Source organism: Oceanobacter sp. 1_MG-2023 (assembly GCF_030689025.1).
Classification (GTDB): Bacteria; Pseudomonadota; Gammaproteobacteria; order Pseudomonadales; family Oceanobacteraceae; genus Oceanobacter.
In genome coordinates, this window is record NZ_JAUYWA010000001.1 from 239,619 (window position 1) to 260,561 (window position 20,943).

General features: G+C 53.7%; 16 protein-coding genes. 4 read left to right on the top strand and 12 right to left on the bottom strand.

Annotated features, from left to right (window positions below; genetic code table 11):
• Nucleotide 1: 1 nt before the first annotated feature.
• From pheT to thrS, 6 genes are all read right to left on the bottom strand, one after another.
• Entirely contained in the window at nucleotides 2-2,389 is a 2,388-nt protein-coding gene (gene pheT, locus Q8W22_RS00990; protein WP_305451369.1) for a phenylalanine--tRNA ligase subunit beta, read from the bottom strand.
• A gap of 27 nt (nucleotides 2,390-2,416) precedes the next feature.
• On the bottom strand, nucleotides 2,417-3,421 hold the full coding sequence (gene pheS, locus Q8W22_RS00995; protein ID WP_303433715.1) for a phenylalanine--tRNA ligase subunit alpha: 1,005 nt from the start codon (nucleotides 3,419-3,421) through the stop codon (nucleotides 2,417-2,419).
• A 168-nt stretch (nucleotides 3,422-3,589) separates the two neighbouring features.
• Nucleotides 3,590-3,943, bottom strand: a complete 354-nt coding sequence (rplT, locus tag Q8W22_RS01000; protein WP_303433717.1) for a 50S ribosomal protein L20 — start codon at nucleotides 3,941-3,943, stop codon at nucleotides 3,590-3,592.
• A gap of 16 nt (nucleotides 3,944-3,959) precedes the next feature.
• On the bottom strand, nucleotides 3,960-4,154 hold the full coding sequence (gene rpmI, locus Q8W22_RS01005; protein WP_303433719.1) for a 50S ribosomal protein L35: 195 nt from the start codon (nucleotides 4,152-4,154) through the stop codon (nucleotides 3,960-3,962).
• A gap of 168 nt (nucleotides 4,155-4,322) precedes the next feature.
• Nucleotides 4,323-4,865 (bottom strand): translation initiation factor IF-3, encoded by a 543-nt coding sequence (infC, locus tag Q8W22_RS01010; RefSeq protein WP_303433845.1) that lies wholly within the window; start codon nucleotides 4,863-4,865, stop codon nucleotides 4,323-4,325.
• Between the two features lie 2 nt (nucleotides 4,866-4,867).
• The gene (thrS, locus tag Q8W22_RS01015) at nucleotides 4,868-6,799 is read right to left on the bottom strand and encodes a threonine--tRNA ligase (protein ID WP_303433720.1); all 1,932 of its coding nucleotides are present in this window, start codon (nucleotides 6,797-6,799) and stop codon (nucleotides 4,868-4,870) included.
• A gap of 463 nt (nucleotides 6,800-7,262) precedes the next feature.
• Between thrS and Q8W22_RS01020 the strand changes: the two genes are divergently transcribed.
• The gene (locus Q8W22_RS01020; RefSeq protein WP_305451371.1) at nucleotides 7,263-8,285 is read left to right on the top strand and encodes a helix-turn-helix domain-containing protein; all 1,023 of its coding nucleotides are present in this window, start codon (nucleotides 7,263-7,265) and stop codon (nucleotides 8,283-8,285) included.
• Here Q8W22_RS01020 and Q8W22_RS01025 read toward each other — a convergent pair.
• Together Q8W22_RS01025 and Q8W22_RS01030 are read right to left on the bottom strand one after the other, a co-directional pair.
• Entirely contained in the window at nucleotides 8,263-9,069 is an 807-nt protein-coding gene (locus tag Q8W22_RS01025) for a cytochrome c oxidase assembly protein (protein ID WP_303433724.1), read from the bottom strand. The genes Q8W22_RS01020 and Q8W22_RS01025 overlap by 23 nt on opposite strands.
• A gap of 111 nt (nucleotides 9,070-9,180) precedes the next feature.
• The gene (locus tag Q8W22_RS01030; RefSeq protein ID WP_305413785.1) at nucleotides 9,181-11,193 is read right to left on the bottom strand and encodes a primary-amine oxidase; all 2,013 of its coding nucleotides are present in this window, start codon (nucleotides 11,191-11,193) and stop codon (nucleotides 9,181-9,183) included.
• Between the two features lie 207 nt (nucleotides 11,194-11,400).
• Here Q8W22_RS01030 and Q8W22_RS01035 point away from each other — a divergent pair, with 207 nt between their 5' ends.
• Nucleotides 11,401-11,964 (top strand): DJ-1 family glyoxalase III, encoded by a 564-nt coding sequence (locus Q8W22_RS01035; RefSeq protein ID WP_303433728.1) that lies wholly within the window; start codon nucleotides 11,401-11,403, stop codon nucleotides 11,962-11,964.
• 87 nt (nucleotides 11,965-12,051) lie between these two features.
• Here Q8W22_RS01035 and Q8W22_RS01040 read toward each other — a convergent pair whose 3' ends face one another.
• From Q8W22_RS01040 to Q8W22_RS01050, 3 genes are read right to left on the bottom strand one after another with little or no spacing between them, the layout of a single operon-like run.
• A complete protein-coding gene (locus Q8W22_RS01040) occupies nucleotides 12,052-12,711 on the bottom strand; it encodes a response regulator transcription factor (RefSeq protein ID WP_303433729.1) in 660 nt (219 codons plus the stop codon).
• A 16-nt stretch (nucleotides 12,712-12,727) separates the two neighbouring features.
• Nucleotides 12,728-13,999, bottom strand: a complete 1,272-nt coding sequence (locus Q8W22_RS01045; protein WP_303433731.1) for a sensor histidine kinase — start codon at nucleotides 13,997-13,999, stop codon at nucleotides 12,728-12,730.
• Between the two features lie 57 nt (nucleotides 14,000-14,056).
• On the bottom strand, nucleotides 14,057-16,447 hold the full coding sequence (locus tag Q8W22_RS01050; protein WP_305451372.1) for a TonB-dependent receptor: 2,391 nt from the start codon (nucleotides 16,445-16,447) through the stop codon (nucleotides 14,057-14,059).
• A 331-nt stretch (nucleotides 16,448-16,778) separates the two neighbouring features.
• Here Q8W22_RS01050 and Q8W22_RS01055 point away from each other — a divergent pair, with 331 nt between their 5' ends.
• Nucleotides 16,779-17,591: a response regulator transcription factor gene (locus Q8W22_RS01055; protein ID WP_305413794.1), complete on the top strand. Its 813-nt coding sequence runs from the start codon at nucleotides 16,779-16,781 to the stop codon at nucleotides 17,589-17,591.
• A 181-nt stretch (nucleotides 17,592-17,772) separates the two neighbouring features.
• On the opposite strand, the gene Q8W22_RS01060 is transcribed toward Q8W22_RS01055, so the two are convergent.
• Complete coding sequence (locus Q8W22_RS01060) at nucleotides 17,773-20,034, bottom strand: OsmC domain/YcaO domain-containing protein (RefSeq protein ID WP_305451373.1); 2,262 nt, start codon at nucleotides 20,032-20,034, stop codon at nucleotides 17,773-17,775.
• Nucleotides 20,035-20,343: 309 nt separating this feature from the next.
• Here Q8W22_RS01060 and Q8W22_RS01065 point away from each other — a divergent pair, with 309 nt between their 5' ends.
• Nucleotides 20,344-20,853: a TlpA disulfide reductase family protein gene (locus Q8W22_RS01065; protein ID WP_303433739.1), complete on the top strand. Its 510-nt coding sequence runs from the start codon at nucleotides 20,344-20,346 to the stop codon at nucleotides 20,851-20,853.
• Nucleotides 20,854-20,943: the final 90 nt, after the last annotated feature.

A 20,943-nucleotide genomic window follows, 5' to 3' on the forward strand; every position in this document is an offset into this window, starting at 1 on the left:
GCTAACCCCGCAACGTTGCTCCAAGTGTTTGCTCCAAGTGTGACAAAACAGCATCCACTGAATCGTTCACTTCTTGGTCAGTAAGAGTGCGCGATGGATGTTGCCAGGTCAAGCCCAGAGCCAGGCTTTTTCTATCTGGATCAATGCCTTTACCTTCGTATACATCAAACAGATTAAGCTTGGCGAGGTACTCTCCGGCCTGGCTGCGAATCTGCTCCAGTACGTCGTCAACAGCAAGATGCTTGTCGACCACCAAGGCGAGGTCCCGACGCATTTCCGGGTATTTGGATAACTCTTCAAAAGCCGGAATGGTGGTTTGCAGCAACAGGCTCATATCCAGCTGAACCACAAACAGGGTTTGCTTGATATCCACCTGTTTCTGGGTTTCCGGGTGTAATGCCCCCATCCAGCCCAGTTCCGTCCACTCACCATCAATCAGCTTGTCGATTCGGGCGGTTTGTCCCGGATGCAAGGCTGAGTGCTTGTCGGCCACAAAGCGGAATTCATCCAGACTGCCGGTTCTTGCCAGCAGGGCTTCGACGTCCCCTTTGACATCAAAGAAGTCGACGGGAGTTTCTGTGGCAGACCAGTTTTGTTGCAACCGATTGCCCGTCGCCAGCATGGCCAGTGTTGGCAACTGCTTCAGGCCATCTTCCGATGGCACAAACCGCAAGCCGGTTTCAAACAGACGCACTCGTGGCTGTTGGCGCTTGAGGTTGTAACCTGCGGCCGGTACCAGTCCGGCCCACAGATTGGTGCGCATGACAGACATTTCCGAAGAAATCGGGTTCAACAATGCCAGACCGGCAAGATCAGGGTCCAGCGCCTGTTGCATCGCCGGATCAACAAAGCTGTAGGTGATGGCTTCGTGATAACCCCGTGCCACCATCATGCGGCGAACGTCGCTGATGGTGTAGCGGTTTTCTGGCACGATAGCCAGAGGCATCGCGGCTTCCGGTGTACGCACAGGCAAGCGGTTGTAACCGTAGATCCGGGCCAGCTCTTCGATCAGGTCAGGCTCAATGGCCATATCAAAACGGTAGCTGGGGGCGATGGCTTTCCAGCCGTCATCAGTGCGTGTCACGCTCATGCCCAGGCGCGCAAGGATATCTTCTACTTCTGCATCCTCAAACGTCAGGCCCAGAATCAGCTCGATACGGGCTTTACGCAGATGAATTTCAGCGGCTTTGGGCAGGTGCTCTGCTGCTGCAATGTCAACGACCGGGCCAGGCTGGCCGCCACAGATATCCAGAATCAACCGGGTTGCACGTTCCATGGCTTGTACAGCCAGGTCGTAGTCCACCCCACGCTCAAAGCGATGGGAAGAGTCTGTGTGTAATCCATGGGCACGGGCTTTACCGGCGATAATGATCGGATTAAAAAATGCCGCTTCCAGTAACAGGTCAACCGTTGTGTTACTGACGCCGGAATGCTCACCGCCCATCACACCGGCCATGGCCAGCGGTTTGTTATGGTCGGCAATCATCAGGGTATCGGAACCGGGTTCTATTTCCTGGCCGTCGAGCAGGGTCAGTTTTTCGCCTTGTTCGGCCATGCGGACACGGATACCACCGTCGATACGGGAGTAGTCAAAGGCGTGCATGGGCTGGCCCAGTTCCAACAGAATAAAGTTGGTAATGTCGACCACTGGATCGATTGAGCGGACACCGCTACGACGTAATTTCTCGACCATCCACAATGGAGTTTCGGCTTTGACATCGACCCCTTTGATGATGCGACTCACATAACGAGGGCATGCTTCTGGCGCAACCACGTCGATAACAGGTACATCGTCAATCACGGCGGCAACCGGCTCGATCGCTGGTCCCTGCACTGCGGCCTTGAACAGCAGGCCGGTTTCACGTGCCAGGCCGGCAATGCTCAGACAATCACCCCGGTTGGGGGTCAGGTCCACATCAATAACGACGTCGTCCAGATTCATGTAGACGCGGAAATCTTCACCGACGGGAGCCGATGCTGGCAGCTCCATCAGGCCATCAGAACTTTCTGACAGGCCCAGTTCGGCTTCGGCACACAACATGCCGAACGATTCGACGCCGCGTAATTTGGCTTTCTTGATTTTGAAGTTGCCGGGCAAAACGGCACCAATCTTGGCGAACGGGATTTTTAACCCTTCGCGTACATTGGGAGCACCACAGACAATCTGGAAAGTCTCGTTGCCGTCGGTCACCTGGCACAAGCTGAGCTTGTCGGCATCCGGGTGTTGTTCTCGTGTGACAACCTGGCCAACCACAACGCCAGAGAAATCACCGGCGACGGCTTCAGTGCCATCCACTTCCAGGCCCGCCATCGTGATCTGATCAACCAGTTGCTGGGTGTCTGCTTCAGGCTGCACCCATTCGCGCAACCACTGTTCGCTGAATTTCATGTGTTTACCTTTTTCGATGAGCCTGAATTAACGGAATTGCTGCAGGAAGCGCAGATCGTTCTCGAAGAACAAGCGCAGGTCGTTGACGCCATAACGCAACATCGCCAGACGCTCTACCCCCATGCCAAAGGCAAAACCGGTGTACTCATCCGGGTCAATCCCTACGTGTTTGAACACGTTCGGGTGAACCATGCCGCAGCCCCCCACTTCGAGCCAGCGACGCTTGGTGCCTTCCGGTGTTTCGATAACCCATTCGATGTCGATTTCGGCAGATGGCTCAGTAAACGGAAAATAGGAAGGCCGCAGGCGAACTACCAGTTCTTTTTCGAAAAACACGCTCAAAAACTGCTGGATCGTACCCTTCAGGTCAGCAAAGCTGACGCCCTTGTCGACCAGCAACCCTTCCACCTGGTGGAACATCGGTGAGTGGGTCTGATCGTAGTCACAACGGTATACCCGGCCAGGGCAAATAATCCGTACCGGTGGCTGACGGGCTTCCATGGTGCGAATCTGTACCGGTGAAGTATGAGTCCGCAACAGGGTGTTCGCATCGAAGTAGAAGGTATCGTGCATCGCACGGGCCGGATGATGCGATGGAATGTTCAAGGCTTCAAAATTATGGAAATCGTCTTCAATTTCTGGCCCTTCTTCAACCTGGTATCCGGCATTACGGAAGAAGGTTTCGATACGCTCCAGGGTGCGGGTCACAGGATGCAGACTGCCTTCCTGCTGCGCTCGACCTGGCAGGGTAACGTCGATTTTTTCTGCCGCCAGCCGGGCTTCCAGAGCTGCGGATTCCAGCGCTTGCTTGCGGCTGTTGATCGCGTCCTGAACCTGGCTTTTGGCTTCATTGATCACCGCACCGATTTTGGGGCGATCTTCCGCAGACACTTTGCCCAGGTTTTTCATCAGGGAAGTAATTTCCCCTTTTTTACCCAGAAACTGAACTCGAACCTGATCCAGCGCGGCCACATCCTGCGCATCGGATACAGCGGCCAGGGCTTGCTGAGTCAGGGCCTCAAGGTTTTCCATCGCTGATTCCATCGTTGTCTTGAATTTGGACAAAAAAATAGGGGAATCGCCTTGGCTATTCCCCTATTTTCGTTGCTTCCAACCATAACAGAAGTTATCGCCAGAAGCTGAATTTGGCATTACCTTGCTGTCTGGATTATATCCATCAGGCAAGGCAACCCAGAGAAATTACAGGCTAACTTTGGCTTTCTCAACCAGAGCTGCAAATGCTGCTTTCTCGTTTACTGCCAGGTCGGCCAGTACTTTACGGTCAATTTCAACAGAGGCTTTTTTCAGGCCGTTGATGAATTTGCTGTAAGACAGTCCGTTCTGACGAGCACCCGCATTGATACGAGCAATCCACAGTTGACGGAACTGACGCTTCCTTTGACGACGGTCACGGTAAGCATACTGACCAGCTTTGATCACGGCTTGTTTGGCAACACGGAATACACGTGAACGTGCACCGTAATAACCTTTGGCCAGTTTCAGAATTTTTTTGTGACGACGACGAGCGACTACACCACGTTTTACGCGAGCCATATTCTATCTCCTGGACTTAAAGGTTAGGCAACATGCGGATAACAAGCTTTTTATCTGAGGCATTGACTTGATTCATGCCGCGCAGATGACGCTTACGCTTGGTGCTCTTTTTGGTCAGGATGTGGCTGCGGAATGCATTACGGTGTTTGAAGCCGTTTGCAGTCTTTTTAAAACGCTTGGCTGCCGCGCGCTTAGTTTTGATTTTAGGCATTTTGGTACTCCAATAGTAATGGCGCGCACAGAAACTAAGACCCTGTACTACACCTGCCGTTACACCCGCTCTGGCCCTTGGGCACGGACGGGATCTGTTCAGTAGTCGGTAGAAAAACAGAAACCCCGGCTAACGCAGGGGTTTCTGGATGTCGTTTGCAGAACCGGACTACTTCTTCTTACCTGGTGCGATCACCATAACCATCTGGCGACCTTCCATTTTGGGATGTTGCTCAACAACACCCATCTCAGCAAGATCAGCTTCGATGCGTCTCATCAGCTCCATACCGATATTCTGGTGGGCCATTTCTCGGCCACGGAAACGCAGGGAGACTTTCGCCTTGTCGCCGCCTTCCAGGAATCGAGTGAGGTTACGCAGCTTGATCTGGTAATCCCCTTCTTCAGTACCAGGGCGGAATTTCATTTCCTTGATCTGAACCTGGTGCTGTTTTTTCTTGGCTTCGGCTTTCTGCTTTTTCTCTTCGTAAAGCTTCTTGCCAAAGTCCATGACTTTACAAACAATCGGGTCACCGTCTGAGATCTGAACAAGATCCAGCTCGGATTCTTCCGCTATTTGCAGAGCTTCCTGGATGCTAACTACCCCGACCTGATTGCCATCGGCGCCGATCAGTCGGACTTCGGTTGCACGTATCTGATCGTTAATAGCAGCCCGATCGTCGTTGCGGCTGCCTCTTCTATTGTCGCGTCTGATATTCAGTTCTCCATTCCAAACCGTCCGCGCTGTTCTATAGCACTATCGAGGAGGGCTTGGAATGCGTCAATAGTCATTACGCCTAGATCATCTCCCTTACGAGTGCGCACAGCTACGGTGTTTGCTTCAACTTCTTTATCCCCTACCACAAGCAGATAGGGTACCTTGTGCAAAGTGTGCTCACGAATTTTAAAGCCGATCTTCTCGTTTCTCAAGTCCGCATTCGCCCGATAGCCTCTTGATTTGAGTGTTTTTGCCAAATTCTGGCAATATTCACCCTGATTATCGGTAATATTCAGAACGGCAACCTGCTGCGGAGCCAACCAGGGTGGCATGGCACCGGCATAGTGCTCGATCAGAATACCAACAAAGCGCTCAAACGAGCCAAGAATCGCCCGGTGCAACATCACTGGTGTTTTGCGTTCGTTGTCTTCATCGACATATTGCGCGCCCAGTCGTTCTGGCAGCATAAAGTCGAGCTGGACGGTACCACACTGCCAAACCCGACCGATACAATCCCGTAATGAGAATTCGATTTTCGGTCCGTAGAAGGCTCCTTCGCCAGGCTGCAGTTCCCAGTCCAGGCCGGCATCATTCAAGGCATCTTCCAATGCCGATTCTGCCTGATCCCACAATGTATCATCACCGATACGGCCTTCAGGTCGGGTCGACAGCTTCATCTCAACCACGTCAAAGCCGAAATCTTTGTAAACATCCAGCGTCAGACGGATAAAGTCGGCCGCTTCCTGACGAATCTGGCTTTCGGTAACAAAGATATGGGCGTCATCCTGGGTAAAACCACGTACACGCATAATGCCGTGCAAGGCACCGGATGGTTCGTTGCGGTGACAGGAACCAAATTCGGCCAGACGCAGCGGCAGGTCACGATAGCTTTTCAGCCCCTGGTTAAAGACCTGGATATGACACGGGCAGTTCATCGGCTTGACCGCGTAAGTGCGTTTTTCCGATTCAGTGGTAAACATCGCGTCGGCGTAGTGTTCCCAGTGCCCGGATTTTTCCCACAGCGTGCGGTCAACAACTTGCGGGGTTTTAATTTCCAGATAACCGGCATCGTTCTGCACTTTGCGCATGTACTGTTCCAGCACCTGATAAATGGTCCAGCCATTCGGATGCCAGAACACCATACCCGGTGCTTCTTCCTGCAGGTGGAACAAGTCCAGTTGTTTGGCCAGTTTACGGTGATCCCGTTTTTCCGCTTCTTCCAGGCGCACGAGATATTCTTTCATCGCCTTCTTGTCGTTCCAGGCGGTACCGTAAATACGCTGCAACTGTTTGTTGTTGGAATCGCCACGCCAGTAGGCACCGGACACACGCTGCAACTTGAAGATGCGCATGACTCGGGTATTCGGCACGTGAGGGCCAACACACATATCAATGTATTCTTCGTGGTGGTACAGGCCGACGCTGGTTTCACCTTTTTCAATCAGGCCATCAACCAGTTCAACCTTGTACTCTTCGCCACGTTCAACAAACACCTGCCGAGCCTGCTCGATAGGTGTCATTTCCTTGATCACGGGATAGTCTTTTTTGACCAGCTCCTTGATACGCTTTTCGATCGCTGCCACGTCTTCCGGTGTAAATGGACGCTCATAATCGATGTCGTAATAGAAGCCGTTCTCGATCACTGGACCAATCGCCATTTTGGCGGTTGGGTACAGTTGCTTGACCGCATGGCCAACCAGGTGAGCAAAGGAGTGACGAATCACTTCCAGACCTTCCATATCCCGGCCGGTAATCAGCGTGACATCCGCATCATCGGTAATCAGTTCACAAGCATCCACCAGCGTGCCGTTGATACGGCCGCAAACGGTGGCCTTCGCCAGACCCGGGCCAATATCTTCGGCCACTTGCATCAGAGTTACCGGTTGCTCGAACGTACGTTGAGAACCATCGGGAAGGGTAATAACAGGCATAGTATTTCCTTGGTCAGTGGTGGCCCCTACGACAGGCCACGTGCGATCACAAAATTCAGGCGGGGTACTCTAACGCCACACTGGCGGGCTGTAAACCGGACAGCGGCCCTCACGCCCTCAGACAGGGCATTATCCTGTATCCGTAACATTACAGTGCAGCGACAATAACCAGTGAAAAGTCATATATTTGTCTTTGAATAGTCTCTGAACTGTCTTTCATCTGCCATCGAAGGGTATCAACACTAAAAATCGAACCACTGTCATCGCTTTTGCAGGCAGACAAGCAGTGACAATTCGCCGCATCCCAATCAAATGATGAGAAGGCCGGATTATGCTAGCCACTCCGACTTTATTCTTGCTCTCCTGTCACCTCTGGCAGCCATCAAGGTGATCAAGACCAGCCGGTATTTGTGGCGTGGCTCTTGCTGTTTGAAGCAGATACTCTTTTATTGGCAGTTGCGGCATGACAAGTGTTCAGCCTCGTATCGAAAACACGGTTTGTAACGAAGTCAATTCCTTCGCCCATTCACTTTCTTCCTGGCCGCAGCAATACGACCAGGTAGTGCCAGGGCATTTCCATGGCCGCTTGCAGGATGTCGAACTGCCATCGGTCCGGCTGTTCCGGGAAACCATGAATCTGTCGGTGGCCCAGCACACCCACACTCCAACAGGCAAGATCAGTGTCCTGATTCCGATCTCGTTCCATAATGCCAAAACCTCGGATCAGGCGCGTAATATCGCCAGTGACGGCGTCACCCTGCTGCCCTATCAGAATGAGTTCTTTTTTGTTGGCCCGGCCAATACCGACTACATCGTGATTTCACTGGATCAACAGGAACTGACCGCGTTATTGACAGAAGAGGATATGAACCAGCTGCTGTCGGCCCAACGCAGTTACGAAGTACCCGTAAATACGCGCCATCTGGCCAGACTGCAAAGCCAGGCAATCTCTTTGCTGAACCAGCTGCTGGCGCTGCAATCCGAAGACGGCGAGCACACGGTTGTCTTTCCGGACGAGGCCGAACTCTCGCATCAGGAGGAACGCAAGGCCACGCGCCGGGCGGCACTCGAGCGCGCCATCCAGCACCAGCTGATCAGCATGACGCTAGATCTGTTTATACCGTCAACTGACCATAACCGGCCGATGCGCCCCTTGGGCAACCAGCATCATTATCTGGTGCGCAGCTGCCATCAGCATGTACTCTCGGAACAAGGTGCCGACGACAGTATTCTGGATATCTGCAAAACGCTGAACGTACCTCGGCGGACGCTGAATTACAGTTTTGAACGGGTGGCAGGTTGTTCTCCTGCGCAGTATCTGCGCGCCGTCAAACTGAATGCGGCACGGCGGGAATTATTATCCAGTGAGCTACCGATTGGTTCGGTTGCCGCCAATTACGGGTTTTACCATGGCGGCTATTTTGGGCAGGAATATCGACGTCTGTTTGGTGAAACGCCCAGCGCTACCCGCACAGGACGCCCGTAGTCTTCGGCGGCATGATTCCACTGCTCACCGGCTCTGAGCCAGACCCCGAAGGATCTGACAAAGGACCATGCACGACCCGACTCATTAACCAATAACTGAATGCGCCGCTCAGTAACACGGCCCCTCCCAGCCATTGGTCGACAATGCCAGGCAGTGCCAGGGGTAGCCATGCCAGCAACGGAGCAGCCTCGGGATAGGCCGTGATTGCCGTCGTCATACGATACATCAACGGGTTAAGCACCATCGCCAGACCCAGTCCCACCAAGGGTAGCAACATCACCAGGGCAACCGGCAAGGCATGCTGTTGCAGGCGCTGAGGATTCAGACACAGCCATACCCCCCCCAGCGCCATGGCCCATTTTCCCAGGGCATACAGCACCGGACTGTCCATCAAGGGTTGATGCCAGGCTGGCAACATGCCGATCCAGGATAGCAGCCCCGCCAGAGTCAATCCGAGCCAGAATGGCAGTGATGTTTCTTTATGCTGCTGGCAATCACCTTTGCTGTCCGCTTCCTCAGCACGCTTGGCTGAGAGACCAGCCTCGGCAAAAACCGCCAGCCAAAGCATGGGAACCAGATGGTGGACAACCACACTTTGCCAGCTGTGCAACCAAATGGAATGACGTGCCAGGGTGTCCAGCCAAGGGTTCATGGCCACCACAAACAGTGCCACGGCGAACCAGAACAAGGGCTGCTTCCAGCCACCGGATTGCCGGGCGATCCAGACCACAACCAGCAAAATAAACCCACACTCCAGCCAGAACTGATTATTCAGTGCAAACATGGCGCTCTCCATCATATTTGGCGCAAAGGCCAACCCGCCGCTTTCCCGGTTGGCTGGCCTTCGGTCAGGACATCGTCTCAATCATGTATTGATCGTTTCGATGCTCATGTCCTAGCTGGCACAGCAATCACCACCATCACCACCATCACTGTCGTCATCGGCGACGCCGACACTGCGATGATCCTTGCCGGCTGGCAGGTCCATGGCCGGGTTGGCGTCGAAGAAATTGTTGGGCTTGAGCTTGAAGCCAACGTATTCCACCGGCATCACCGGGAAATCTTCCGGCTTGCAGATATGGGTATGGCCGTAGGTGTGCCACAACACAATATCGGTATTTTCGACATTCCGGTCTTGTTGGGTATACACCGGCAAGCCATCCCCCTTGTTCTGGTTCGGGTAGTTGCCGGTGCCGTAACGCTCCGATGGCTCGTAAGGGGTTACCCATACGTGTTTGGCGGCAAAACCGGCACGCTGACCAATATAACTGTCGGCCTGGGCCAGCATGACGGGGTTATGCTCCGCCATCAGTTTGTAACCAGGATGATTGCCCACGGCATTTGTTTTGTTGGGGTTGATCACCTTCCAGAAGCGGCCGCTCTGGCCATTGGCTTCCCGGGCAGCTTGCTGTTCGGTGGTCAAGGTAGTGACATCGGTATTGAAAGCATTCCCCCAAGGGTTGTCTTCCCCCGCAGGCTTGGCGCTGAAATTGGTTTCCAGAACCGAGTTTTGTTCCCCATCCAGCATCATATGCAAACGGGCATTAAAGAAATGCTGGTGTGAAGGGCCATAAATTTCCGGAGTCACCAGGCCACCACCACAGGCCGGTTTGGTGCCAGGAACCATACCGGCCGTCTGGATAATACCGGTCAGTTTGGTTTCCATTTCAATGGTGCCATCCTGGTACAGATACCAGTAAAAACCATAATCATAGTTGCCAACGGTACAGAAAAAGCTGATCACCAGACGACGTGAACGGCGGACTTCAAATACATCGGTACGGAATTCGTAATGCTTCCACAAGGTGCCGTAATCTTCTTCATGCATACATACGGCGTTCTTCATGGTGAAGGGTTCGCCCTTGTCATCGACCGCCGGAATATCAAAATAATGGATCGCACCCAGGCAATCACAGCCCAGCTCCAGCTGGTTGGCCAGTCGCCCCAGGCCATACTCGCCGCCGTCGAAGGCGCATTTCCAGTAGTGGTTCAACGCCGTGTCGGAATAAGGTACCGCCATGTCCGTGACACTGGCGCGGTAGATGATGGGACGGGTTTCGCCCTTGTCGTTATAACCTAATTGATGCAATACCAGGCCTTCCCGTGGCGTAAAGCCGACCCGGAATTCCCAGTTTTGCCAGTTAACTTTCCAGCCATCCACTTCAAAGCTCACGCCTTCCGGTTGCACAATATGCAGCGGTTTGACATCGCTACGTGGCTCCCCCAACGATGGTGTGTCGTAGTTACGCTTGGTTTTTGGAATCGGGGTATCACGGCCATCGTCAAGCAGCTCGATAACCTTGCCTTCGTTCAAATCAATAATGGCTACCAGACCTTCAATCGGATGGGCATAGCCGTTATCGGTAAACTGGTCACGATAAAACGCCACGCCACGCATCAGGCGCTTGCCTTTGTATTTGGGGTCATCCCCAAAATACCCGAACGACCAGGGATCAATCTGGATGTTTTCAATATCGGCATCGGTCAGACCACGACGTTTGACCGCAGCGCGCCAGTCAGCATCGTTCTGGACGATATCCACACAGGTAAAGAATTCTTCGATCATGATCGGGGCTTGCCCGGTCACTTCAGGGTCCAGTTGCTGCCAGTCGGTGACGGTTTCTGCAACCAGATCCACCATGGCTTCAAACATCGCACCGTTGCTTTTATCCAGCACGGTGGCAAAGACACGACGGGAAAAGGCCTTTCCTGCTTCAAATGCCAGCACTTCGGCTTTGGGCGGCTCTTCCAGTTGTAAATACGGAAACCGGCAGCTATCGCCAAGCTGCTGCGTTTGTTTCAGAATCGCCGCGGCCTGTGCCAGTTCGTCCTGGGTCAAGGGATCCAGTGGATGAACCGGGGTTGGTATCGTGGTAGATGCCTTGGATGCGCAACAGGTCTCGCTCATGATGTATTCCTCGTGATTCAGTGAATACAGCCATGCTAAGCAGAAGCACCGGGGACGTTATCGCAAAGTGGCAAAATAACCCGTGTCAGAAAAAACCAGCGGATAACACCGACAAAACATGACATTTGCCCCCGTAACTCTCACACTGCGCCCGTTACTTGTTTGTCTTGATCGTATCTCTTGCTATTTCAATATGAGGACTCTGCCATGAACGCCCTGATTGCTATTGCCAATGGTAGCGAAGAACTGGAAGTCATTACCCTGGTAAACGTACTGCGCCGAGCTGGAATCACCGTCACACTGGCGTCGACTGGCCCGGAACGCAGCGTACGTTGCGCTCGCGCCACCGTGATTGAAGCCGATTGCGTACTGGGCAAGCTGGCGATTGATCACCCATTTGATCTGATTGCCATACCGGGCGGTATGCCGGGAGCTGCCAATCTGGCTACGTCGCTGGGGTTGTTACACCGTTTGCAGCAACAAAACCGGGCCGGAAAGTGGATCGCCGCGATTTGTGCCGCACCGGCGGTGGTATTGGGTGCTGCCGGTATTACTGCAGGCCGGGTTATGACCGGTTATCCCAGCTTTGATCCGCTGCTGACCCAGGCAGGAGCCTGCATCAATCATGATGATGACGTGGTCGTGGATGGCAATCTGATCACCAGCCGCGGGCCAGCAACCGCCCTGCCCCTGGCACTGACTCTGGTGGAGTTATTGTGTGGCAAGCTGGTGCGCGACGATGTCGCTGCTGCCATGCTGTATCAAGGCTGATACCTCACGTCCTGTTACCTTGTGCCCTGCTGGCTGATGACGTTTCTTGCTAACGCGGGCAATCTGTCGTCATCCAGCAATGATCCGTCAGCCCAGAATCTTGCGCATCAGCTCGGCGGTGCTGCCAACGCCAAACTTCTGCCGGATCACCGTAGCGCGATTGGCAACGGTTTTGGCACTGATGCCAAGCTCGGTGGCAATAACCTGATTGTTTTTGCCTTCCAAGAGTCGCTCGGCAATTTCACGTTCCCGGGTTGCCAGCGACGCCAGCGGGTCAATCACTGCAGCACCACAGTTAGTCGGGTCGGCCATACGCTTGCGCTCGGTAGAGCGACAGCCCACTGCCAACAATGATTCAAATCTCGGTTCCATAAAGGACTGTCCAGCAGCCACCTGAGTAACCGCCTGCAACATCACTGCCGGTGGGCTCGACTTGGATAAGTACCCCAGTGCCCCCGCGTTTAATGCTTCCCGAATCACCGTCGCTTCTTCATACATACTGAAGATAAGAATACGGGCATCCGGCTTGGCGCCTATCAACTGGCGACACACTTCGATGCCCGACATATCTGCCATATTCACATCCAGAATCAGAATATCGGGGGCATGCTGAAAAAACAGCAAGGCGGCATCCGTCCCCGAACCCGCCTCGATAAACTGCACCTCATCAATCATGGCCGCCAACAGGGAGCCATAACCTTGCCGTACCACAGCGTGATCATCTGCCAGTAAAATTGTCAGAGCCATCCAGCCACTTCCTTTGTTAAATATCCTGCGGGCAAGGGTCTTTATCCTCGGCATCTTGTGGATAAGGCAGATGCGCGCTGACCTTCGTTCCCTCAGCGGCAAAGTCGACCGTCAGGGTACCACCCAGCAATCGGGCACGCTCAGCCATGGAGCGCATACCAAACCCGGCCACTGCCTCCGTTGCACCATTACCGTTATCCTGAATCTGCAGCGTCACGGTTTTCTGGCTGTCCAGGGTTAACGATACCCGGATCTCATCCGCTGCCGCATGCCGCACGGCATTGTTAACCGCTTCCTGTACCAGCCGATAGATCTGCGCGGCGTCCTCTTCGTTCCAGCCTGGCCAGGTATCACCCGACAACACACAATCCAGCCCCGTCGTTTGCCCGGTCGTGCGTAACAACTCATCGACGGCGGACTGCAAACCCAGCCGCTCCAGCACCACGGGATACAGGTTGTTGATGATACGACGAAAACCCAGATTGATGGCATCGCAGCCCGCCTGGATACACTCACTGGTTTCCAGTAACTGGGCTGGCTTGTCCAACTGGAAAGGTAATACGCAGGAATGCACCCGAACACCCGTTAGCTGCTGACCAAGGTCATCGTGTAATTCCCGGGCTAACGCCGAGCGCTCTTGCTCCTGAATTTCCATCAGGGTGCGGGTCAGGTAGCGGTTTTCGTTACGGGCGCTTTCCAGTGATTCTGTCATGGCGTTGAAATGCCAGGCCAGGTTATTGGCTTCGCGTAAACTGTAATGCCCGAGACGGGCGTTCAGGTGCCCTTGCTGCACCTGGTCAAAAGCGGCCAGCACATCCGCCAAAGGCCGCAGTCCGGCCCGTACCCCCAGATAAATAGCGAGGTTGGAAACCAGCGCACAACCACAAAACAACCAGAACAGCCAGCTGGAGGAATGCCAGACTTCTTCGATTTCATCACGATCATCCGACATCAGGATCACTTTTTGGCCGTGACTGTCGGTCAGTGCCAGCTGATAACCGCGTCCGGGGTGATCGAACAAGGCCTCAAACCAGGCTGGCACCGAGTGTTCGTCCGGGCGTTCGGTATAGGTACCGGCAACCCGTACATGCCGCAAACTGCTACCAACCAGCGCCAGTATCTGTTGCGGCTGACCGGAACGGATCAATGCTTCCACTACCGGTTTCATCGCCTGCTGCTCGCGCAGCACATCGTCCCGCCCTTGCACCAGCAACGTGGCCAGGCTGACCAGCAGCGCCAGTGCAAAGGCGCTGTTGACCATCAGCAGGATACGGGTCATGACGTTCATACACGTGCCCCGGTTGTGCCCTGGGGCAATGGCCGTAATGGCCATCGCATCGGCTGATCAGAAGCCGATTTTGATACCTGCCTTGACGGTTCGTGGTGCACCTGGGCCAACAAAGCTGTCTTCTTCAAATCCGGGATAGGCTTCATCCAGCACTTCATCCGATTCACCATAAACACCAAAGGTTTCGTATTCGCGATCGAATACATTAACGACACGACCATAGATTTCAATGGCATCGGTTGGCGCGTAGCTGGCCCGGACATTCACCAGGGTATAACCAGCCAGTTGCTCATTTTCATTGGCCTCATCACCACGGAAGTACTGGCTGCTGCGATACTGAATATCGCCACCCACTGACACTTGTGGCAACAGGTTCCAGTCGGCCGCCATTTTCAGATTGTGCTGTGGCAGCCCGGGAATCTGGTCGCCCGCTTCAACCTGTCGATCAGAACCTTGCGGATTATTGGGGCTGAACGATACAAACGGCGTTTCAAAGGTGGCTCGCATCCAGGTATAAGAAACGGCTACCTGAACATCGCTCCAGTGGCCTGTCATCCCCAGCTCGGTTCCCAGTCGGCGGGTTTTCCCGACATTGGCAAAATACCCTTCAGACGGCAAACCACCCGCCTGCTGAAACAGAATATCATCGTGGCTGGTAGAGCGGAAAACACCGGCGGTCCAGCGGATATTGCGGCTGGCAGTGCCTTTCAGACCAGCTTCCACAGAACGCGTAACCACTTGCTCCAGCGGTGGATCTGACACAAAACCATTGGGCAGTTTGCATGGATCATTTTCATCCGCACAGCTGAGCTCGGCCGGGCTTGGCGCTCGTGATGATTCGCTGTAGCTGGCGTATACGTTCAAGCCATTATCCATGATATAGGCTGCTCCCAGCATTGGATTGACCCGGGTAAAGGTGTGGTCGCCATCCAGCGATCCCGGCCCGGATTCCAATTGATCCTGCATCTTGATATGGACGTGATTGTATCGGGCACCAACGGTCACACTGAGCTGGTCATCCACGGCCAGCGTGTTGCTAAAAAACACCCCCATGGTCTGGGTATCGGTTTGCAGGCTGACTTCAGACTCACTGTCGTAGAGGCCAATGGCTGTGACATCTCGGGCATCCCCTGGCTCATCGTTATTGAGAATGGCAAAGCCGGTACGTGAGCGAAAGTGAATATCAGCCTGATCCAGTGTCACACCAGCGGTAAACAGATTGTCCCGACCGGCAACTGGTGCCGAAGACGCCAACTGCAGACTGAAGCCCTGACTGTTTTGTTCGGTGCGGGAGGTGTTCAGAGTACCGTCAACGTCGTCAGCATCAATATCCAGCCCCAGCTCGGCAGCAATGGCTTCCAGTGTGTCATCGTCATCGTAACCCACAAAGGTGACTGGCTCTTCATCGCCACCGTCTTCGTCTTCTTCACACAGGGTTTCAGCACCATTAAGCAAGCATTCTTCGTAATCCGAGTCGTCGCCATTTACTGTGGTGGTGAGGTTACGGCGCAGATAAATATTACCGGCCAGCTGCAAGGTATCCGAGAACCAGTGATCACCATCCAGGGCAAAATAATTCAGTCGGTTGCGAGTGATATCCGGGTTGGTATAAATAGCGCTGCGGCCTTCGATATCCATCAATGCCTGGGGCACGGCACCATTACCGATCATTTCGTTGTCGTCCAGCAAGACTGTCAGATTCAACGAGCTGTTCAGCGAGCGCCAGCTCAGTACCGACATGGCCTGGCGAATATCGCTGCCAGAGGCATCACGCCAGCCATCTTCTTCTTCACGATTGAGTAATACGTAATAGCCAACGTCTTGATTACCCAACTGGCCATTGCCACCGCTCTGGAACTGCGCTTGACGAAAACCAAACTGACCCGCACCCAGCTCCAACTCATTGTATTCGGTGTTGAAGCCGTTTTTGGTGGTCATCGCAATGGCGCCGCCCTGGGTATTCTGGCCAAACAGCGGATTGGAGCCAGAATACAGCGTCATATTACTGACGGCATCCGTTGGTAACAGATCCCAGTTTACCGTGTCCCCAAAAGGTTCGTTAAAACGCACGCCGTTCATATACACGGATACGCCTTGCGGTAATCCCAGCAACGGCGATGCCGTAAAACCACGATATTGAACATCCGGTTGATAGGGGTTGCTGACCGCTTCGTTAATGCTTACCGAACCCAGCTGATAGCGCAGATGTTCAGCAATATTTTGTGCCTGGATACGCTCCAGGTCATCACTGCCCAGACTTTGTACCGGGCTGACCAGTTGGTTTTCCCGCACACCGGTACCCATCACAGGAGTCGGCGCTATGACAACGATTTCGTCCGTAACCGGACTAGCCTCTGCCCAGGCGGCCAGGGGTACCAGACACCCCGCCAGACTGCCAAAGACAGTCCATGTCGAACCACTGTTAGAGGGAGAATTTAGAAATGCCATCCACATCTGCCTTATCGTTATTATTAGATGCAGCTATTCTGGACGACCGCCGGTCTGCTGACTCTGCCTCTGCCGTTGCTGATCGCGTCTGCTTTGGCACTAGGTAAACAGGATAGGGAAATCTTCCCGATTAATGCCCTGGATTCATAAAATATACAATTTTTACCAAGAACCATGCTAAAGAAAGCAAAAATACGGTGCCAAAGAAGGCGATTTCGACTAACTTTACTACTTTAGACCCCCATACAAAACGCCAAGGTAGGATACCTGACAGTAGCAACACGGGGTGTAATGCAGAGATTACAAAAATAAATAAACAGGTGTAGCTATCATGTTGACACTCCAGACCGGCCACAGCGCATCCTCAAGCGCCAGTGATGACTCCCCCAGCCAGAGCGCACAGCCAGATATGACTGATACAATCACTACGGCAGAATTGCCGACCAGCCCGCTGACGGAAAACGACACGCCTGTTTACAAGCTGCTGATTGCGGATGATCACCCGCTGTTCCGGGAAGCCATTGCCGATGTCATTCGTAACCGCTACCCCAATTCCGATATTCTCGAGGCAGAAAATCTTGAGTCTGCCGCGGCGATGGCCGGTACCCAGGATGACCTCGACCTGATTCTGCTCGATCTGAACATGCCTGGCATGAACGGCTTGAACGGCCTGATTCAGTTACGCAACGAGTCCCCGACAATCCCGGTGGTTATCATCTCTGCCGAGGAAGAAAAAAGCGTGGTGCTGCAAGCCATGACCTATGGCGCTGTGGGCTTTATTATCAAGTCACTGCCACGAGAAAAAATGACCCAGGCACTTGAACAGGTGTTAGCTGGACAGGTGTATCTGCCATCCGATGTCATCCGTGCCACGGATGATGGCCGTTCCCGTCAGCGCCGTATCCAGGATGAAAACCTGATTCCTCCAGAAATGCTTAACAGTCTGACTCGTCGCCAATTGCTGGTATTGGAACGTATGGCCAGTGGCGAATCCAACAAGCAGATTGCCTACAATCTGTCGATTGCTGAAACCACCGTCAAAGCGCACGTCTCGGCGATTTTGCGTAAACTCAGTGTACACAATCGTATTCAGGCGGTATTGGCTGCCAGCAATGTCGATTTTAACCAGTATCTGCGCCGCTAACTTCGCGAGTGCGCCTGATTACTGACAATAAAAAACCGGGCAGCGCCCGGTTTTTTATTGCTTGCCCCGATCATCGTCGTTTTACAGACCAGACCTGTCAGGCCATCGGATCCATCGCTGGAGCAGACAGCTCAACTCTCAACGATCCCGGTCCACCAAACCGGCCCACAAACATCCGGTATCAGGACAAGGCAGCCTTGGCCGCCCGGGCCTTATGCAATTTTTTATAGCTGTCGATCAGGCGCAAATGCTTGTCGAGACCGTCCAGCTGCAGGCTGGTCGGGGTCAGGCCATAAAAGCGCACGGAACCATCCACCATGCCGATGGCGGCGGCCAGTCGTTCAGCTCCAAACATACGACCAAAATTAAGCCGGTAATCGTCCAGTTCCATATCATCGTCCAGGGTAACTTCCAGCACGGCATTGACGACTTGAAAGAACAAGCCACGTTCCACCGTGTTGTCGTTAAATTGCAGCAGGGTTTCAACCTGCTCCTTGGCGTCATCCAGACGCTGAAGCGCCAGACAAATCATGAACTTCAGCTCTAGAATGGTGAGCTGGCCCCAAACGGTATTATCGTCAAACTCAATGCCAATCAGAGTGGTGATATCGGTGTAGTCATCCAGCTCGCTGTCTTCCAGTCCGTCCAGCAGCGCCTCCAGCTGTTGCTCACTGAGACGGTGCAGGTTGAGTATATCTTCGCGGAAAAACAGTGCCTTGTTAGTGTTGTCCCAGATCAGATCATCCACCGGGTACACTTCGGAATATCCCGGCACCAGGATTCGGCAAGCCGGTACTCCCAGGTCGTTGTATCCAGCACAATAAACCTCCAGCCCCATATCTGCGAGAATGGCAAACAGGCTGTCGGCTTCTGCCTGACTGGCCTGCTGGCGTTCTTCCGGGCTGGGGTTGGCTGACAAGGGGGCGCAGAAATCCCATTCGCTGAATTCCACATCCGCTTTGCTACTGAAGAAGCGCCAGCTCACTACCCCGGTCGAATCAATAAAGTGTTCAACAAAGTTATTGGGCTCCGTCAGCGCATTGCTTTCAAAGGTTGGCTGCGGCAAGTCGTTCAGGCCTTCGAAGCTGCGCCCTTGCAACAACTCGGTCAGCGACCGCTCCAGGGCAACTTCAAAACTGGGATGCGCTCCGAATGAGGCAAAGACACCACCGGTCCGTGGATTCATCAGCGTGACGCACATCACCGGATACAAACCACCCAGAGACGCATCCTTCACCAGCACAGGGAAGCCCTGCTCTTCCAGCCCTTTAATCCCTGCAACAATACCCGGGTAACGTGCCAGTACCGCATCCGGCACATCGGGCAACGCCAGCTCTTGCTCCAGAATCTGACGTTTGACTGCCCGTTCGAAAATTTCCGACAAACACTGCACCTGCGCTTCCGCCAGGGTATTACCGGCGCTCATGCCATTACTGAGAAACAGGTTTTCGATCAGGTTGGAAGGGAAATACACCGTCTCACCATCGGACTGGCGTGTAAAAGGCAAGGAAACAATACCACGGTCAATGTTGCCGCCATGGTTCACCAGCCGCGAATTGGTATCGAACAGGTGCGAGGCGCATAACTCGCCGTCGGCGTTATAAATTGACAGGCAATGCTCATCCAGGATTTCAGGCGGCAGCGCATCATCAGGGCCAGGCTGGAACCAGCGCTCATTGGGGTAAAATACAAAATCAGCGTCAGCAATATCAGTACCAAAGAACTGGTCATTGTAGAAAAAATTACAGTTCAGCCGCTCCAGAAATTCCCCCAGCGCCGATGCCAAGGCACTCTCTTTGGTGGCGCCTTTACCATTGGTAAAACACATCGGTGAGGCCGCATCCCGAATATGTAACGACCAGACATTCGGCACGATATTACGCCAGGAGGCGATCTCGATTTTCATCCCCAGATCCGCCAGCAGGCCGGTCATTTTGGCGATGGTTTGTTCCAGCGGCAGATCTTTACCGGCAATATAGGTGGCTGCCGGTGTGTCTTCTCCCGCTACCGCCGAGCCTGCCAGCAACAGCGCCTGGGTATCGTCATCCAGGTTATCGACCACTTCAATATCAAACTCGATCCCGGTCTGAATCGCCCGTTTGACGGTGCAACGTTCCATGGAGCGCAAAATTCCCTGGCGGTCTTTTTCAGCAATACCCTCCGGTAATTCCAGCTGGATTTTCAGCAGTTGTTTATAGCGGTTCTCCGGATCAACAATATTGTTTTGCACCAGCCGCAGGTTTTCGGTCGGTATATCCCGGGCAATACAGTACATCTTGGCAAAATACGCGGCACACATGGCCGACGACGCCAGAAAATAATCAAACGGCCCCGGTGCGGAACCATCGCCTTTATAACGAATGGGCTGATCCGAGATAACGTTAAAATCATCGAACTTGCCTTCGAGGCGAAGGTTATCGAGAAAGTTGACCTTGATTTCCATGGGGATACCGGATTAAAAATTGGAGAGTGACGCGGCGGCGTTAAGCGCAACAGTGCAAGCAAAGCCGAGAGCAATGTAAGGGAAGGTATTATCCAGATTTTGAAGCTGGCGTCTTGGGCCGTGTCGACTCCGTAAGTGAACAACCCTGTCAACAGATGGTCATTCCCTGCAGCGGTAAGAACCCGTGCCTGAAGCCCTGGCCTTGCGTATCGAGCCAGGCTGCTGACCCAAGACACCGCCCGGGTTTTGCCCAACCCCGGCCAATCCCTGTATCGTAGCCGTTTGCTACCCAACCGAACGGGCCTTTTTATGAATCGTTTTACCGCCTTATGCCTCACCAGCCTGATGAGTCTGTGCTGGTCACTGTCCGCCAGTGCGTTACAGGCCGGGGAACCGGGGTTTGACTTTAACCTGCCCTCGTTATCCCGGGATGGCTCTCATCAGCGTCTGAGTGACTTTCGGGGCAAGGTGGTGTATCTGGATTTCTGGGCTTCCTGGTGCGGCCCCTGCCGTAAGTCCTTGCCGCAACTGGCGCATTTACAGCAGCAGCTCAGCGACCAAGCGTTTGTGGTATTGGGGGTGAACCTGGATGATGACCCGGCATTGGGTCGCCGCTTCCTGGACGAACTGGGTGTGTCTTTCCCCAATGTCTCGGATACCTCTGGCAGCAGCTACGACACCTTTGGCCTGGTGGGTATGCCGACCTCCTATCTGATTGATCAGCAAGGTATGGTGCGCTGGGTACATCAGGGGTTTGCCGACGGTGATATCGCAGTGATTCGCCAGCATGTTGATGCCCTGTTGCAGTCAAATCCATAACCCATAACCCATAACCCGAGGCAGGTCTGGTTTTGCCCTGCTCCGTCGGAACCGGCGCCATCCGTGTCCGAACCGGCGCCGTATCCGTTG